Source organism: Candidatus Competibacter phosphatis (genome assembly GCF_012939995.1).
Taxonomy (GTDB): domain Bacteria; phylum Pseudomonadota; class Gammaproteobacteria; order Competibacterales; family Competibacteraceae; genus Competibacter; species Competibacter phosphatis.
In genome coordinates this window covers 110979-128267 of the sequence record NZ_SPMZ01000019.1, presented here as the reverse complement: position 1 = coordinate 128267, position 17289 = coordinate 110979, and the positions used below count along the sequence as shown (strand labels likewise).

Sequence of the window (17289 nt, the reverse complement as noted above, 5' to 3'; positions counted from 1 at the left end):
TATAATTTTATAATCATCGATCAAACGGGGTTTGCATTCGGTACCTTCGTAACCGCTCTTTTCAGCACGAGACTTCGGCCTCCTTGCGGGAATACCACCGCCAAGTCACCAGCACGCAACTCAGATAAAACAGGCTGAAGAAAATCAACGCGCTTTGCGGACTGCCGGTCCATTCGATGGAGGTGCCATAGGCCATGGGGATGAAGAACCCACCGAAGGCCGCGATTGCCGCGCTCAAACCCATGGCCGCCGCTGCTTCGGTCGCGCCGTCGCGCCGCGCCTGTTCGAGCGCCGCTTCATCATTCCGGTCGGCGACCTGCCGCTCGCGCAGGGTGCGGAAGATGATCGGGATCATGCGGAAGGTGGAGCCGTTGCCGATGCCGGCGGCGAGGAACAGCACCAGGAACATCGCCACGAAGCCCACGACATTGCCCCCACCGTTCACCCCCGGCAGGAACGCCGTGGCGGCCAGAGGCGCCGCCGCCATGATCAGGAAGATTCCGAAAGTGATGACCGCCCCGCCCACACGATCCGCCAACCAACCGCCGATAGGCGGACGAACGCAGCGAGCAGCGGGCCGACAAACGCGAACTGGAAAGCGTCCACACCAGGGAAAATGGTGTTGACCAGCATCGGGAATCCGGCCGCCAAACCGATGAAAGAACCGAAAGTGCCGATGTAGAGCCAGCTCATCAGCCATTGATGCTTGTGCTTGAAGATCGCGGCCTGCTCGGCGAAACCCGCCTTGACGCTGGCGATGTTGTTCATGCCCAAGTAGACGGCGACAGCGGCGACGGAAATGAACGGAACCCAGATGAATCCGGCGTTTTGCACCCAGATTTGGGTCGTCGCGCCCCCATCCGTATGGCTTTGCGGATTACCGCCCAGCACCAGCAGCGCCCCGCCGTAAACCACGATCGGCGTGATCAACTGCGCCAAGCCCACGCCCAGATTGCCGATGCCGGCGTTCAATCCCAACGCCGTGCCCTGCAAACGCCGTGGATAGAAGAAGCTGATATTGGCCATGCTGGACGAGAAGTTACCGCCACCCAGCCCACACAACAGCGCGATGACGACGAACACCGGATACTGGGTATTGGGGTCTTGCACCGCGACGCCGATCCACAAGGTCGGCAGCAACAATAGCGCGGTGCTGAACACCGTCCAGTTGCGCCCGCCGAAAATCGGCACCACGAAGGAGAACAGTAGGCGGAACAAGGCCCCGGATAGTCCGGGCAGCGCCGCCAGCCAGAACAACTGATTGGCGGTGAACTGGAAGCCGATATGCGGCAACTCGACCACGATCACGCTCCACACCACCCAGACGGCGAAGGCCAACAGCAGCGCAGGCATCGACAGCCACAGATTGCGGTTGGCGACACGCCGACCGGTTTTTTCCCAGAAGGTGTCGTCGTCGGGCCGCCAATCGACCAGCCGACGCCAATGTGGCCGCACATGCTCGATCAGTTGCGCCTGTTCCATCTCGGCGCGGACATCGGCGTGCCGTTCCAAGATCGCCTCGCGTTCATTCCGCTCGGCCAACCAGGTCCACAGCATGGTTCCAGCCAGCACCGCGAACATGATCATGTAGGCGCTACTGCGCACACCGATGGCGTCCACGGCGACGCCGAACATGATCGGCATGGTGAAACCGCCCAGGCCACCGATCACCCCGACCAAACCACCGACCGAACCCATGCTGTTGGGATAGTAATCGGCCAAACTGCGATAGACGCTGGCTTTGCCGATACCCTGCGCGATGCCGACCACGAATACCAGCACGGTGAAAGACACCACGCCCAGACCGACATTGAGCGACACGTCGCCGCGCAGGGTATGGACGGTCATGGTGGTCTGCGGATAGCAGAGGAAGAACAAGCTGATCAGCGAAATCCAGAACACCCACCAAGTGGTCTGGCCGCCGCCGTAACGGTCGGAAATCCAGCCGCCCAAGGCACGGATGACCCCGGAAGGCAGGGTAAACAGCATGGTGACGAAAGAAGCGGTCTTGAGATCGAGACCGTATTCACCGACGTAATATTTGGGCAGCCACAACGCCAGTGCCACGAAGCCGCCGAACACGAAGTAATAGGCCACGCCGAATCGCCATACCCGCAGGTCCATGAGTGGCGTCAATTGCTGGCCCAGGGTGAGCTTGACTCCGGCCTTCTTGCGTTCCTCGGTCTTGGGGTCGGGATAAGTCAACAACCAGAAGACCACGGCCATGACCAGCATGGCGACGGAATAGACCTGCGGCACCATCCGCCAGCCATAGGCCACCACCAGCAGCGGCGCGACCAGATTGGTGATGGCGGAACCCGCATTGCCCGCACCGAAGATGCCCATCGCCGTGCCCTGCCGTTCCTTGCTGAACCAAGCCGAGGTATAGGCGATGCCTGTGGCGAACGAGCCACCGGCCAAGCCCACGAACAGGCCGAGCACCAGGTATTGCCAGTATTGCGTCGCGAACGCCAATCCGTAGACGGGGATGGCGACGATGAGCATCTGCACGAAAAAAGACGATGCGACCACCGAAGCGGTCGGTGAGAATGCCGAGCGGCAGTCGGACCAGCGAACCGGTCAGAATCGGCGTGGCGACCAGCAGGCCGAATTCCGTTTCACTCAGATTGAGTTGCTGTTTAATGCGGATGCCGATGATCGAAAACATGGTCCACACGGCGAAATTCACCGCGAAGGCCAAGGTGTTCATCGTCAGCACCGAGATCTGTTTTTGTTGAAGCGTCGTAGCCATTGCGAACCTCGCTTTTATGCTGCAAGTGCGATACTACGACGCCCGCGACGCCTAATTCTTGAGTTAAGCCATTGGTTTTTATCTCCAAAACGACCATCCTGACCGATCGCATACCTCTTTGGAGGTACATCGATCACGCAAGATAACTAGCTGTTATTATTTCACTTATCGAATGCCACTCGATGACGGCGCGAATGGACTGCCCACCCTGCGTCACTCCGTGGGGGTATCCACAATACCCTAGTAATATTCAGGTGTTTCGGCATGGTCGAGCCATGACGGACAGGGCGACGATGAGAGAATCTTCCAATGAAAAGCAACGACTCGATCATTTTCCGCAACGGCCTGACCATGGGCGGCATCGTGCTGCTGGCGCTGCTGAGCATGACCAGTTCGGTGTTCATCGCCGAATCCAGCAAGGGCGACGCCGCCGCGCTCAACCTGGCCGGCTCGTTGCGCATGCAGTCCTACCGCATCGCCACCCGTTTGCAGGACTCCCATGGCACCGATACCCACCCTGTCGAGAATGTGGCTCGGGAAATCGACCAGTTCGAACGCCGCTTGGATCATCTCTGGCAAACCGGCGCGATCTCCCCGGCCAAAAGCGACTCCAAGAACCGGACGCTGAGGGCCATCATGTCGTCCTGGCGCGACGCCCTGCGGCCGATCCTGGAAACTTCCGTGGCGGACACCTCGCCCTCCACGGCCTATTTGCGGCAGGTGGACGATTTCGTCGCCAAGCTGGATGCCTTCGTCAAGCTGCTGGAACAGGACACCGAGGCGAAAATCCTGTGGTTGCGGTTGGTGCAGGGCATGGCCCTGTTTTTAACCCTGGTGCTGATTTTCACCGCCATGTACCAATTGCACAGCGGCGTCATCGCGCCGTTGCGCGATCTGGTGGAACTGGCGCGCAAGGCCCGCAGCGGCGACTTGACGGTGCGGGCCAGCCATGTCGGCAACGACGAATTGGGCGTGCTGGGCCACGCCTTCAACCTGATGGCGACCGACCTGTCGGCGATGTACGCCGATCTGGAGGCTCGGGTCGAACGGCAAACCCAGGCGCTGCGGATCAGCAACCGCTCGCTGGAGTTGCTCTACCACACCGCCAGACGGCTCGGCGAGTCGGCCCTCGACGATGCCAACTACCAGGCCTTGTTGGCGGAGATCGAAAAATTGACCGGTATGGATTCGATCACGCTCTGCCTGATCGACCCCACCAGCCGCCAGGCCAGTCGGGTCTTTACCGCCCAGCCGCAACCGCCCGATCGTGCGGCGTTCTGTCGTCGGCCGAACTGCGAATCTTGTCTGGGCGATGGCGCCACCCACCCGCTAGACACCGGCCACGAACTGTTTTCCATCCCGATCACGGTCCAGGAGCGGCAGTTCGGGGTATTGATCGTCCGTAGCCCCAGTCTGGAAACGGTCGCCACCTGGCAACTACCGCTGTTGGAAGCGGTGGCGCGCAACATCGCCGCCGCGTTGCGGGCCAACGAACAAACCGAGCATCGTCGCCGGCTGGCGCTGTTGGAAGAGCGCGCGGTCATCGCCCGTGAATTGCACGACTCGCTGGCGCAATCGTTGTCCTATCTGAAAATCCAGGTCGGTCGCCTGCAACTGCTACCGGGCGGCGCCGAAGCCGCCGCGCAAGCACGCGACATCGTCACCGAGCTGCGCGAGGGTCTCAACGGTGCTTACCGGCAATTGCGGGAACTGATCGCCACGTTTCGCCTGAAGATGGAACATCCCCGACTGGAGGACAGCCTGCGCGAAGTAGCGCGGGAATTCAGTCACCGCAGCCAACTGCCGATCGAACTGAATCATTCTGGCTGGAACTGCCCGCTTGATCCCAACGAACAGATTCATGTGATGCAAATCGTCCGGGAAGCACTGAACAACGCCGTCAAACACGCCCGCGCCCAGCGGATTTCGGTGCGACTGTACAACACGCACGAGGGCGAGGCGGCCATCGACATCGCCGACGACGGCATCGGATTACCGGCCGAAACCAATAGGGAAAACCACTTTGGCCTCAATATCATGCGCGAGCGAGCCGCTCAGATGGGCGGCGTGTTGAGCTTTCATTCCCAACCCGGCCGTGGCCTGCGGGTGCAATTAAGGTTCCTGCCCACCGCTCATCGGCGCTCCCTCGACAGTGCCGGCCAGCCACGCGACGAGGTGCGTTATGCTTGACGAAGTCCAAACCATTCTGGTCGTCGACGACCACCCGCTGATGCGCAAGGGCATTCTGCAACTGATCGCCATGGAGCCCTCCCTGCGGTTGGTCGGCGAGGCCGGCGACGGCCAACAGGGCGTGGAGTTGGCGCATCGCTTACGGCCGGATTTGATCCTGCTCGATCTGAACATGCGCGGCCTGAGCGGCATGGAAGCCCTGAAAGCCCTCAAAGCCGCCGACCTGGACACGCGGGTGATCATCCTGACCGTTTCCGATAGCGAGGAAGACGTGGTGGCGGCGCTGCGGCTGGGCGCCGACGGCTATCTGCTCAAGGACATGGAACCGGAAGAGGTTCTGCACAGCCTGAAAGCCGCCGCGCAGGGCCGTATCGCGCTGGGCGAGCGGGTGGCGGCGATTCTGGCCGACACACTGCGCCACGAGACCCAACCCAGACCCATCGACAGTGTCAAGCTAACCGAGCGGGAGCGGGAAATCTTGTCGCTGATCGCCGCTGGTTGCAGCAACAAACTGATTGCCCGCAAACTGAACATCACCGAAGGCACGGTGAAAGTTCATGTCAAACACCTGTTGCGCAAACTCGATCTGGCTTCGCGGGTCGAAGCGGCGGTTTGGGCGGTCAAACAGGGATTTCACGCTTAGCGGCGACTGATTCAGACCTACAAGCTGGGGCAAATTCCCCCATCGCTGACATCCGGCAGTCACCTCCATGCCGCTTCCAGCAGAGCCAATTCCTCCGGCGTATTCACATTACGAAATAGCATCGGTCGGTCGGCGAACTCGGCCCGCGCCGGCCGATGCCGACGCAGCCAGCGGCCCACGCCACCCTCGCCCACCGCCAACCAAGCGGCCAGATCGTCCCGCAACGTCACCGGCAACAACGCGAACACCGGCTGCCAACAACCTTCGCCATACGCCACGCTGATCGTGGTCTGTTCCCGTTCCAGCGCCGCCAGCATCCGTTGTGCGTAATCCGCCGGTAGCCATGGAGAATCGCAGGGCGCGGTCAACACATAGGGTGTTTCGGCCGCCCGTAGCGCCGCCAGCACCCCGGCCAATGGTCCCCGGAAACGCAGACTCGGATCGTCGCCGATCACCCGGCAACCATGAGTTCGATAAACGTCGTGATTGCGGTTGGCGCTGATCAGCAACTCGGCGACTTGCGGCCGCAAGCGGCGGACACCGTGCGCGATCAACGGTTCGCCGGCCAGTGGCAGCAGGCCCTTGTCCCGGCCACCCATGCGCTCGGCGCGTCCGCCGGCCAGAAGGACCCCGGTCACCCCGGTTCGTGGATTCAAGACCATGCGCCGGGATCGATCCGCATCAGCCCTGATCGCCAAACTCGCAAGGCGAGCGCAACTCGTCCGGTACGTTCGGCGGGCATTGACCGCAGAGTTGGTTGCCGGGCACCGCGAACGCCATTTTTCTCGGATTGGGCAGGTCGAGGCCATTCATGATCGCCACGAACTGCTCCAGACTCTTGCCGCCGCCCAGCCGTAAGTTGCGCGCCTTTTCCTGGGCGATGGACGACACGAACCGTCCGTCGTAATCGTGCCCCGGATACACCAATGTCTCGTCCGGCAACACGAACAGTTTGTCGTGGATGCTGCGATACAACGCCACCGGATCGCCGGACTGAAAATCGGTACGCCCGCAACCGTCGATCAGCAAGGTATCGCCGGAGAACAATAAGGTGTGAACGCCGGCATCCGTCATATAACAATGATGGGTGTCAGTATGACCCGGCGTGAATAACGGGTGCAATGCGAGCTGACCGATCCGCAGCGGCTCACCCTCGCGCAGGCCGATATCGGCACAAGGCAGCGCATCCATGGCCGGATAGGCGATCCGGCTACCCGCCAGATGCTTGAGTTTGAGCGCGCCGGTCAGATGGTCGGCATGGACATGGGTTTCGATGGTGCAGCTCAGGCGCAAGCCAAGATCCCGAATCACCGCCAGATCGCGTTCCGCAGTTTCGATCACCGGATCGATCAGGGCACACTCGCCGCTGGTCGGACAACCCAATAGGTAGGTGTAGGTACAGGACACTGGCTCGAACAGTTGCCGGAAAAGCATGATCGCCTCCTTATTAAGCTCATCGGTGAGTGCATCTGATTACTTGGAGTAGGCAAGACACAGCCGTTTTCCGTCCGTATGACCCGTATGAACGATGCACGCTCAACGCTCAGTTCAGCGGCAAGGACACATGCAATACCCCAGGATCGTCGAACGTGGCTTGGATCTTGAAATTGAGCGCCCGATTGAGCCGGAGCATCGCCTCGTTCTCCCGCAACACCTCCCCATACAACTCCTTGATACCGAGCTTCCTGGCGTACTCGATGATGTAGCGCATCAGCATCGGCCCCAGCCCGATTCCAGTCATGGCCCGATCCACCAGAATCGAATATTCGGCCTTCTCCATGTTCGGGTCGGCGTTGCAGCGCACCACGCCCCAGATCGTGGTTTTACCCGGCACGCCATCGGGCGATGTCATGGCGATCGCCATCTCCCGGTTGTAATCGAGCTGGGTCAGGCGGGCGGCCATGTCGTGCGACAGTTCGCGAATGGGCTGGAAGAAGCGCATCCGCACGTCCTCGGCCGGCATGCGCCGCACCAGATCGATAATCTGCGGTTCGTCTTCGGGCAAGATCGGCCGCATCAGGAATCGGCGGCCATCGGGCAGCACGAAAAGTTTTTCCAGCTCTTTCGGGTAGGGCAGGATCGCCAGCCGCTGGCTGACGGTCGTTGGATCGACCGTCTCGATCGATACATTGGCGTCCAGCGCCAACAAGCCGCTGTTATTGATCCAGAGCGGGTTGATGTCCATCTCCACCACCTCGGCCAGATCGACCACCATCTGGGAAACCTTGATCAGAGTCAGGGCGATTTCATCCAGATCGACCGGCCGGCCGCGGTTATCGCGAAGCTGGCGGTACAAGCGGGTCCGCGACATCAGATCGCGTGCCAGTTGCATGTTCAACGGCGGCAAGGCATAGGCCATATCGTCGATCACTTCGGCTTCGGTGCCGCCGTGACCGAAGATGATGACCGGCCCGAAGCGGCGACCGGTACGTACACCGACCATCAACTCATAGGCACCGTGCCGGGATTGCATCGCTTGCACCGCAAACCCGTCAATCACCGCTTCGGGCGCGAGTTCGCGTACCCGCGCTAACATGTCGCTGGCGGCGACCAATACCTGCAACGGATTGCTCAGGCCAAAGGCCACGCCACCCACCTCGGATTTACTGGCGATGTCGGGCGAGAGGATCTTGAGCGCGACGGGAACCTTCAGCTCCAGGGCCATTTCACTAGCCGCTTCCGGCGTGGAAGCAAAATGCAGCGGTGCCACCGGGATTTCATAAGCGCTCAGGATCTGGCTGGTTTCGTAAGCGTTCAAGCGGCGCCGACCGGCGATCAAGGCAATCTGGATGACGCGGCGGGCGGTCTCGGTATCGGGCGTAAACTCCTCCGGGATCGAGGGGGGGGTCTCCATCAACAGTTCCTGATTGCGCCGGTGCTGAGCCAGGCGCATGAAAGCTTCCACCGCTTCGCCGGGTGCCTGATAGGTGGGAATGTGCGCGGACTTGAACATCTCCCGCGCCGATTGCACCGACGACTCACCGATCCAGCAGGTCATGATCAATCGCCGGCCACCAGCCCGCTCGACCAAAGTTCTCGCGCTCTCCATCGAGCGATCCATCGAGGAGGGTGCATGCAGCACCAGTATCCCGTCGGTGCCCGGTTCCTTCAGCAATAAATCCAGCGCCTTGCCATATTCCTCGGCACCGGCCATATCGCCCAGATCGACCGGGTTTTCGATCGGATAGTCCGGGCGGCAGGCTCGCGCCACCTGCGCACGGGTCTCTTCGCTGATCCGAGTCAACTGGCCACCATAACGATGCAAGGCATCGCTGGTCAGCAAAGCCAGACTATAGCTGTTGCTAAGGATCATGAGCCGGTTGCTGAACACCGGTTTGGCGGTGGCGAGGGTTTCGGCGGCGGCAAACAACTGCTCGATATTGTCCACCCGCAAAATGCCGGCCCGCTGGAACACGGCGTCGTACACGGCATCCTCGACCGACCCGGCCCGAAAATCGCGCGGCTTGAGCACAATGACCGGCTTGACCCGAGCGGCGGCGCGCGCGGCCGAGACGAACTTGCGGCGGTTGCGGGTATTTTCCATGTACATCAGGATGGCGCGGGTGTGCGAGTCCCGCAGCAAGTAATCCAGCAAATCGCCGAAATCCACATCCCAGCGCATGCCCACCGAGATCACATGCGAGAAACCAATCTCGTGGCTGGTCGCCCAATCGAGGAGGCTGCGCATCACCGCGGCGGACTGGCAGAGCAAGGCGATGTGGCCCAACAATGGTCGGCTGGCGCTCAAGCTGGCATTGAGGTCCGCCGAGGGTACCGCATAACCCAGATGATCCGGACCCATGACGCGGAGCAGATACGGCTTGGCGGCGGCCAATATCCTTTGCTTCAGACTCTCGCCTTCATCCGTATACCTGCGGGAGATTTCCGGGCCGAGCAACGCCGCCTTGGCGCCGCGATGATCCTGCAACACTTCCCGGCTGAGCAGCAGCACCGCCTTGGTGCCGCGCGCGCCCAACTGGCCGATTAGCTCCGGGGCTTCTTCGACCGGCGTGGTCAAAATGGCCAGCTCGGGCACCAGCGGCAGGCTATCGATATTCTTGTAGGCCAGCACGCCGGAAACAGCCTGCTGGTCCGGATTGACCGGCATCACCGGCCCCTTGAACCCACCCTCGATCAGATTGAACTCCACGGTGGCATCGAAACCACCCGCCCGTTTGCCTCGCCCGACGATGGCGATGGAGCGGGGCTTGAACAGGTATTCAAGATTGCGAATGGTCATGAATGGGTCTCTTGCGATGGTCGTCACCGCTGACGGCGGGACCAGTGGGTCGAAGGGGAATGCGAATATGGTAACGCGATTCCCACCAGTCTGAACCTTATCGCGGACCCGATGGCCATGCCAGCACCGTGGATTTTTCCTACAATCGAAGCGACCCGAAGCCCATAACCCCTGGAGACACTCGGCATGAGTTGGACACCGATATGCAAAAAACCGGCGCCTGACGAACCGGCGCCGAACTTGATCGATGAGACAGTGATGCGAGCCGGCTTCTCCTGGGAGAACGCCCGCGCCGAATTGGCTGGATTGCCCAATGGCGGTTTGAATATCGCCTACGAGGCGGTGGACCGCCAGGTCGAAGCTGGCCTGGGTAAAACCGTGGCGCTGCGCTGGCTGGGCAAAAACGGCGAGCGCCGAGAATACACCTACGCCGATCTGGCCCACTTGAGCAATCGCTTCGCCAACCTGCTGGAACGGCTCGGCATCGGCAAGGGCGATCGGGTGTGCACACTGGCCGGCCGCATCCCCGAGCTGTATGTGACCGCGCTGGGAACCCTGAAGGTCGGCGCGGTGTTCTGCCCCTTGTTTTCCGCCTTTGGCCCGGAGCCGGTGCGGGTGCGGGTGGCCAAGAGCCGAGCACGGCTACTGGTAACCACCTCGCTGCTTTACCAGCGCAAGATCCTACCGCAGCGCGAACAACTGCCGGATCTGGAGCACGTATTGCTGGCCGATGGCGACGACGATTCCAACGTTCGTTCCTTTCACACTCTCATGGAGGCCGAATCGGATCGACGCGCACCGCCCACCACTCTACCGGAAGACTGGGCACTGCTGCATTTCACCAGCGGCACCACCGGTGCCCCCAAGGGCGCGGTGCACGTCCACGACGCCGTGGCGGCCCACCGCCTGACCGGCCGTTGGGTGCTGGACCTGCGGCCTGGTGACGTCTTTTGGTGCACCGCAGACCCTGGCTGGGTCACCGGAGTGTCCTACGGCATCATCGCCCCGCTGACCAACGGTGTAACTCTGGTGGTCGACGAGGCTGAATTCGATGCTCGCCGCTGGTACGCCATTCTCGCAAGGGAACGGGTCAACGTCTGGTATACCGCCCCGACCGCGATCCGCATGCTGATGAAGGTCGGCGCCGACGCCGCGCACGGACACGATCTGAGCGCGTTGCGGTTCATGGCCAGCGTCGGCGAGCCGCTGAACCCCGAAGGCGTGATCTGGGGCCTGGAAACCTTGGGTCAGCCGTTCCACGACACCTGGTGGCAAACCGAAACCGGGGCAATCATGATCGCCAACACCCGCGACCGAGATATCCGACCCGGCTCCATGGGCCAGCCGCTGCCGGGCGTCGAGGCCGCCATCGTCCGGCGGCGGTCGGATGGGGGCGTGGATCTACTCGAATCCGGCGAAGAGGGTGAGCTGGCCCTGCGGACAGGCTGGCCTTCCATGTTCCGCGGCTACCTGGAAGACGAGGCGCGTTACCGGCAATGCTTCGCCGCCGACTGGTACCTCAGTGGTGATTTGGCCACCCGGGACGCCGACGGCTACTTCTGGTTCCTGGGTCGTTCCGGCGACGTGATCAAGACTTCCGGGCACCTGATTGGGCCGTTCGAGGTGGAAAACGTGCTGCTGGAGCACCCGGCGGTGGCCGAGGCCGGCATGATCGGCAAGCCGGACGATTACGCCGGCCAAATCGTCAAGGTTTTCGTGGCGCTCAAGCCCGACCATGCGCCGGACGACGCACTGCGCCGAGAACTGCTCGGTTTTGCGCGTAACCGGCTGGGACCGGCGGTGGCGCCGCGCGAACTGGAATTCATGAGCGATCTGCCCAAAACCCGTAGCGGCAAGATCATGCGTCGGCTGCTGCGCGCCCAAGAACTGGGGTTACCACCCGGCGATCTTTCGACGCTGGAAAACAACGATGGGAACGAATCCTGAGATCAGTTTAGTAGGTTTATTCTAATCATTGCTGGTAAGATTATTGCAGCATTTAACCAAGAGCAGTTGATCGCTGGCCACCGAAACTGGCTTGCTTTTTCAAATGATCGATGAGACACTCGTGCTGCACTGCAGCATATCGTCATACAATGACCTACAGGGTTTGAGCGCGCCTTACCCCGCGCGAGAGGAAAAATCCATGAGCACCATGAACAAAGAACAAATTCGCGAAGCGATCCTTCGCATCCTTGCCGATGTCATCCCGAACGCCGATACCCAGGCAATCAACCCTGACATCAGCTTTCACGACCAGCTCGAATTGGACTCGATTGACTTCCTTCGGCTGATGATGAGCCTGGAAAAGGAAATGAATGTGACCATCTTCGACTTCGACTATCCAAAGCTGTCGACATTGAAGGGGTGTGAACGCTATTTGGCTGAACAACTGATGCTGACAGCCTGATCGGGAAGGCCACATCCCACCATAATTCAAGCGAAAGACACAGTTGTAGCCATTGGCCCAAGAAGTTTTTCACCTGGCGAAAGCGCCATCGTCCGCGAACCCTTACCCGCCCTACAGATCCACCTTCACCACATCATGGGCAGGGCACGGATGCGATGCCCAAAATGAAGAAAACCGATCCAACGGGGGATCGGTCATCGTGTCGCCATGAGGATCTTAGAGTGCTTGCTCTAAACTGGAATCCTAGAATCGGCGATGTCAGGTAGGCTCATCGAACGCCCCGAACCATCGCGCAATCCTCCTTTGATGATTTTTGGTCAAGCACTTTGCCCGGTCATTTTTTTAACGTTTTCTTTGGATTCCACCAATCACCGCAACCCTGACAACAAAAGGCCCCATAACGGGGAAATCGCCATTAATTCTAATATTGGCACGACCTTGGCGATGGTCGCATTATACCGATTGCGCCTGATCGCGCAACCCTTGGATGCGCGAAATATGGTCACGACAGATCCGGTCATACGGACCAAGCACAAGTTCCGACCCACTGGAAGCGCGGTTAAATGCCTGTTGACCGATACACAAGCGCACACGGTGGAAACGTGCCCTCAACCTTTCTTCACCACCGACACCACACCGGTCAACGCCAGCGCGGCGGCGATCACCAGCAACGAAGTCAATGCGTCGCTCAATCCCTCGGGATAAACCAGCAACAGCAATCCCAACCCCATCATCATGATGCCCGACAGCAGCTTCAAGACCCGCGCTTCCCCTTCCCGTAACTTGCGCGAACCCAGCGTCCAGGTGAATACCAGCACGATCGCCAGCAACGGTAGTACGTAAATCAGATTGTAGAGTGCCAGGTAGCCGTAATATGCCCCAGTGGACAACTGATTCAGGGTCAGTGCGCGGGTATAGACCATCGGAAAACCGGCGGTACACAGCAGTTCGTAACTGTTGGCGACGATGGCCAGCGCGATCGTGCCCATCAACAACGACGGCAATTTCTCCCCACCCACCAGCGCTCGCATGCGCTTGAACAGCTTCGGCTTGGCTTCATCGGCAATGCTCAGCGACGGCCCTTGCCGAAAAGCAAAAAAAATCCTTGACGTTCACTCCACCCATCGACACCGCCAACAACCCGGCCAGCACGGTGATAAACCGCAATTCGCCCAGCCACAAAAAAGACGTTGAGCCAAGCGGTCATGAACACGAAATAGATCGCGCCCGAAAAGAACACGAATACTCCGCCGATCAGCAGCATCCGCCTCCGGTCGCGGGCATGCACCAGCAGGCTGAGCAGAAACAGCAACACGAAGAACGCACAGGGATTGAACGCATCCAATCCGGCCAGCACCACGGTCAACGCCGGCAGGGAAAGCGCCGAGGGATCCAGCGCGCCGAGCAGCGGCAGGGTCAACACCGGTGGTTCGGCGGCGGGCGGGGTGATCGTCGTGGGCGCGGAAGCCGTCATGGATTGCGCGTAACGACGGTGACACTCTTCCAGTTGTTGGCGCAGGGCATGGCCGGTGCTATCGGGACTGTCGAAGCCGGTTATCATCCGGCCGCAGAACAGCAAAGCCGGCACGGCGCGAGCCGACTCGCCCAATGCCTCGGCCATTCGGGCGTACCGCAACCCCGCGGCCATGTCCCGCGACAGGTCGTGACTGTGCAGCTCCAGCCAGGGATATTGACCCGGCAACGACTCGATGAAGGGTCGTGCCCGCCGGCAGTGGGGGCAGGTCCGTGTCCAGAAAAAATATAGATGCACACGCGGCTCACCGCTCGCGGTACGGGTCAGCCACCCGTCGTCCGGCGCGGTCGGCGTTCCTTGTGCGAAGCTGCTTGGCGCAAACCATCCAACTAACAATAGGGCCAGCAACAACCCACCCAGCCTCAAGCACGACATGGTGGGATTCAGGGTTCCAATCGCTCCAGCAACCAGCCACCCTCGTTTCGCGGGCGATAACGCAGCCGGTCGTGCATCCGGCCATGGCGACCCTGCCAAAACTCCAGCAGGTCCGGTTTGACCCGATAACCGCCCCAGTGGTAGGCCATCGGAATATCATCGTCCGGATATTGGGCAGCCAATTGCTCGAAGCGCTGGTCCAGGATCTGGCGGCTGGCCACCACCTGACTCTGCCGCGAGGCCAGTGCGCCCAACCGGCTTTCGCGTGGCCGGCAGCGGAAATAGGCTTCCGACTCGGCTGCGGATATCTGGCTGACCGTACCCTCGACCCGCACCTGCCGTTCCACCTCCAACCAGAGAAACACGAGAGCGACATGGGGATTTTCGGCGATCTGCCGACCCTTGTCGCTGCGGTAGTTGCTAAAGAACACGAAACCGTCGGCATCGCACTCCTTGAGCAGCACCACGCGCGCGTAGGGGCGTCCAGTCCGATCGGCGGTGGCCAAAGTCATGGCGTTAGGCTCGGGCAATTGCGCGGCGATGGCTTCCCGCATCCAGCGCTGAAATTGCCGGATCGGATCAGGGTCCACATTGGCCTTGGTCAAGACACTTAAGGAATAATCCTGACGCAGTTCGGCAAGAGATTGGCTCATGGCGGTTCCAGTTTCCCGTGGCGGATTGGCAATCAGGCACGATTATACCCAAGTTTGGAGTCCAGCCCTGATGACAAAATCACTGATTAAATAACTTTTGAAGTTGCTGAGGGGTATGCAACTTGAAAGTACCCTCCTCGAACACATAAGGTTGTACAAAATTAGAGCCCTGATTATCGTCAGTAAAATCCAGTGTCAATCCACCGAGATCAAATGTTTTACCTCTTACCGCAGCGAGAAAATTAGCTCGGGTAATGTCACCTTTGATGTCATGCATGATGGCAAGAAACATTTTGCCAACAATATATCCTTCTAGCGAAGAATTATTTAGCTGAATGCCTAAAGCCTTGCGTGCATCATTAACAATGGGCAGAGGCGAATCCATGGAAGGTACGACCTGTGTCAAAATGATATTTTCGAAGACTTTATAATTTCTCATGTCTTCGACAAAGGTAGTAAGTTCAAGCTGAGACGTCACGCTAAACACCCATGGCTCTTTCTTGTAATTAGCATAGCCAATGAATGCACTAGTTGGCATATTGCCCCCACCTAATAGCATCACTAACCGACATTTGGTGTTGGCGGTTTTTTCCCATTTCTTCAAAGACTCATATCCGGGGCGTGCAAATTGTTGTGTATGCCGCGTAAAGAATCCGACCGGACCCACACCGTTGTGCTTGGGATCTTCATCTGGCAGAGCAATAATTTCGTCTAGCTTAGCGATAACTTCTGCTGCACCTGGTTGTTTTTTCAAATATTTTCTTAAGCATCTTCAAATTACCGATGCCCCCGGCGTCATTAGGAACGTAAGCACATATCTCCTTCGGTTTCACGCCGGCGGCAAGCGCGGCTTCCACCACCAATGCGGCTTCTTGGCCAAAGCTGGGACGAAAATTAATGATATCGCCAATGCCAGGACGTAGAAAATCGACACCGATGGGAAAGCCAACTGCAGGAACTTTGTTTTCAGCTAACAAAGGCAACGCAGCTTTGACCGTAGGGCCGCCCGTATTGGCAATCATGGCAAATATACCCTGTTCAATCAGTTTCTTTGTACTTTCAACCGCCTTATTTGGGCTATATGAATCGTTCAGAACAGTCAGTTCAATGGTACGACCTTCGACTTTTTTCGCCTTTAAGCGCACTTTCAAGACCTATTTTGATCGCTTGGCCACGCATTTGGGTTTCATCATCTAAATCCATGATCGAACCGACCCGGATAGAGGTAGGTGTGACACCATCACCTTGCATATCCGCGCTTTTGACAAACACCGCCTGAAGTAATCAGGCTTAAAAAAACCAACCATTGCCAAAAAAAATGGACTTTGATAAATATTTATATTTTTCAATGAAATACATGATTGCATTATTTCCTTATGTACCAAATAGCACTAAAATAGCGCTTGAATTACCGATAACTTATTGAATTTAATGGAATATCGCTATTTTCAGCAGCTTATTCATTACAAGTATATGATTTTACTTGATAAATACAACAAGCACCGGAGATTATGTAAAATTTAATTTACAAGTATAATATTTTATATATATGAAAACAATTTTTCAACTATCGCCCAAAGTAGTGCAGGGCAATCACGTCATGCGGGAGGGTTGACAAGAGGCTGATTGCCTAGGTAATGGGAGGGGGTTGCTTTGGTGGAGAAAATCGATGCTGCCCAAACTGCCCGGCCCTTGGCCGTATTTTCCCGACCGGCCCGATCCGTGCCGTCAGACCCGGAACCAGCGGACCTGCCCGGCAAGCGCGCTCACCAAATGTGTCGCCTTCTCGCCATCTCAACCGCCATGCACGGCCTCACCATCCACCCCGACCTGCTCGCCGGCTAAACGCGGTAACGCCGCCGGCGCTCAGACGGAGATGATGTGCCGACTCGGCAAGATAACTGTCCGACCTTTTGCACCTGCTCTTCGGTCAGCCCAGTACGGCGGCCGCATTGCGCGATTGCCCTGGCTGCTGCTTCAACTCGACAGGTGCTGGGTTCGATCAAACGTTTTTTCCACCAAGTCCACAAAGAAACCACGCGGACCCGATCAAAGTACGACTACTCATTCCGCGTTGGCATTGTCGATGTAGCTAAAACGATATTTGCCATTATGCTGCTCAAAACCGAACGCCAACGCGTCTTCGCACACCACCAAATAACCGGGAAAACCGGTCTCTTGCCGCAGTTCGGCGTCGGCAAAACAGGCCACGATCTCCGGGCGAAAGATTTTCTTGAACCGCGCGCGCAATACCGCCGGTGACGGAATGACGCCACCGAAATCGTTGGACGCGATCGGAAACCGCGATAGCGCGGCCACTTGGTCGCTGTCACCCGCCGCCACCGCCTGCCGATAAGCCTGCCAAACCTTTAACAATTCGGGCGGTACTCCGCCACCCGCCCAGCAGCCCGATGTCGAAACGCACAGCAAAGTGGTCAAGATCAATCCCAGAAATCCGTTGAGGCCAATGCGAATTCGTTGCATGAAGGCAA

The 17289-nt window shown here is 58.8% G+C and carries 14 protein-coding genes and 1 pseudogene; 4 read left to right on the top strand and 11 right to left on the bottom strand.

All coding sequences use genetic code 11. From position 1 onward, the window contains the following. Positions 1-61: 61 nt before the first annotated feature. The gene (locus E4P82_RS23150) at positions 62-487 is read right to left on the bottom strand and encodes an MFS transporter (protein ID WP_312914397.1); all 426 of its coding nucleotides are present in this window, start codon (positions 485-487) and stop codon (positions 62-64) included. Between the two features lie 2 nt (positions 488-489). Beyond that, positions 490-2752, bottom strand: a pseudogene (locus E4P82_RS23145) (nitrate/nitrite transporter). Between the two features lie 309 nt (positions 2753-3061). Between E4P82_RS23145 and E4P82_RS07695 the strand changes: the two are divergent. Both E4P82_RS07695 and narL read left to right on the top strand, forming a co-directional pair. Next, positions 3062-4942: a type IV pili methyl-accepting chemotaxis transducer N-terminal domain-containing protein gene (locus E4P82_RS07695; protein ID WP_169248336.1), complete on the top strand. Its 1881-nt coding sequence runs from the start codon at positions 3062-3064 to the stop codon at positions 4940-4942. Next, positions 4935-5585: a two-component system response regulator NarL gene (gene narL / locus E4P82_RS07690; RefSeq protein ID WP_169248335.1), complete on the top strand. Its 651-nt coding sequence runs from the start codon at positions 4935-4937 to the stop codon at positions 5583-5585. The genes E4P82_RS07695 and narL overlap by 8 nt, the downstream gene beginning before the upstream one ends. A gap of 59 nt (positions 5586-5644) precedes the next feature. On the opposite strand, the gene mobA is transcribed toward narL, so the two are convergent. The 3 genes from mobA to E4P82_RS07675 all read right to left on the bottom strand — a co-directional run bounded on the left by mobA (position 5645) and on the right by E4P82_RS07675 (position 9825). Beyond that, a complete protein-coding gene (gene mobA / locus E4P82_RS07685) occupies positions 5645-6241 on the bottom strand; it encodes a molybdenum cofactor guanylyltransferase MobA (RefSeq protein ID WP_420887073.1) in 597 nt (198 codons plus the stop codon). 25 nt (positions 6242-6266) lie between these two features. Next, positions 6267-7019, bottom strand: a complete 753-nt coding sequence (locus tag E4P82_RS07680; protein WP_169248333.1) for an MBL fold metallo-hydrolase — start codon at positions 7017-7019, stop codon at positions 6267-6269. 109 nt (positions 7020-7128) lie between these two features. After that, complete coding sequence (locus E4P82_RS07675; protein ID WP_169248332.1) at positions 7129-9825, bottom strand: bifunctional acetate--CoA ligase family protein/GNAT family N-acetyltransferase; 2697 nt, start codon at positions 9823-9825, stop codon at positions 7129-7131. 186 nt (positions 9826-10011) lie between these two features. On the opposite strand from E4P82_RS07675, the gene acsA reads away from it, so the two are divergent. Next, positions 10012-11772 carry an acetate--CoA ligase gene (gene acsA / locus E4P82_RS07670; RefSeq protein ID WP_169248331.1) on the top strand — a complete coding sequence of 587 codons (1761 nt, stop codon included), beginning with the start codon at positions 10012-10014 and terminating at the stop codon, positions 11770-11772. 199 nt (positions 11773-11971) lie between these two features. After that, on the top strand, positions 11972-12235 hold the full coding sequence (locus E4P82_RS07665) for an acyl carrier protein (RefSeq protein ID WP_169248330.1): 264 nt from the start codon (positions 11972-11974) through the stop codon (positions 12233-12235). 608 nt (positions 12236-12843) lie between these two features. Here E4P82_RS07665 and E4P82_RS21920 read toward each other — a convergent pair. The 6 genes from E4P82_RS21920 to E4P82_RS07640 all read right to left on the bottom strand — a co-directional run bounded on the left by E4P82_RS21920 (position 12844) and on the right by E4P82_RS07640 (position 17281). Next, on the bottom strand, positions 12844-13266 hold the full coding sequence (locus E4P82_RS21920; RefSeq protein WP_246327430.1) for a hypothetical protein: 423 nt from the start codon (positions 13264-13266) through the stop codon (positions 12844-12846). 38 nt (positions 13267-13304) lie between these two features. After that, positions 13305-14144: a glutaredoxin family protein gene (locus E4P82_RS21915; protein ID WP_246327429.1), complete on the bottom strand. Its 840-nt coding sequence runs from the start codon at positions 14142-14144 to the stop codon at positions 13305-13307. A gap of 8 nt (positions 14145-14152) precedes the next feature. Beyond that, positions 14153-14797: a pyridoxamine 5'-phosphate oxidase gene (pdxH, locus tag E4P82_RS07655; RefSeq protein WP_169248329.1), complete on the bottom strand. Its 645-nt coding sequence runs from the start codon at positions 14795-14797 to the stop codon at positions 14153-14155. Between the two features lie 79 nt (positions 14798-14876). Then, positions 14877-15551, bottom strand: coding sequence for a type 1 periplasmic-binding domain-containing protein (locus tag E4P82_RS07650; protein WP_169248328.1), 675 nt, complete (start codon positions 15549-15551; stop codon positions 14877-14879). Beyond that, a complete protein-coding gene (locus E4P82_RS07645; RefSeq protein ID WP_312914407.1) occupies positions 15514-15942 on the bottom strand; it encodes an ABC transporter substrate-binding protein in 429 nt (142 codons plus the stop codon). The genes E4P82_RS07650 and E4P82_RS07645 overlap by 38 nt, the downstream gene beginning before the upstream one ends. Before the next feature lie 919 nt (positions 15943-16861). Beyond that, positions 16862-17281 (bottom strand): hypothetical protein, encoded by a 420-nt coding sequence (locus E4P82_RS07640; RefSeq protein WP_169248326.1) that lies wholly within the window; start codon positions 17279-17281, stop codon positions 16862-16864. Positions 17282-17289: the final 8 nt, after the last annotated feature.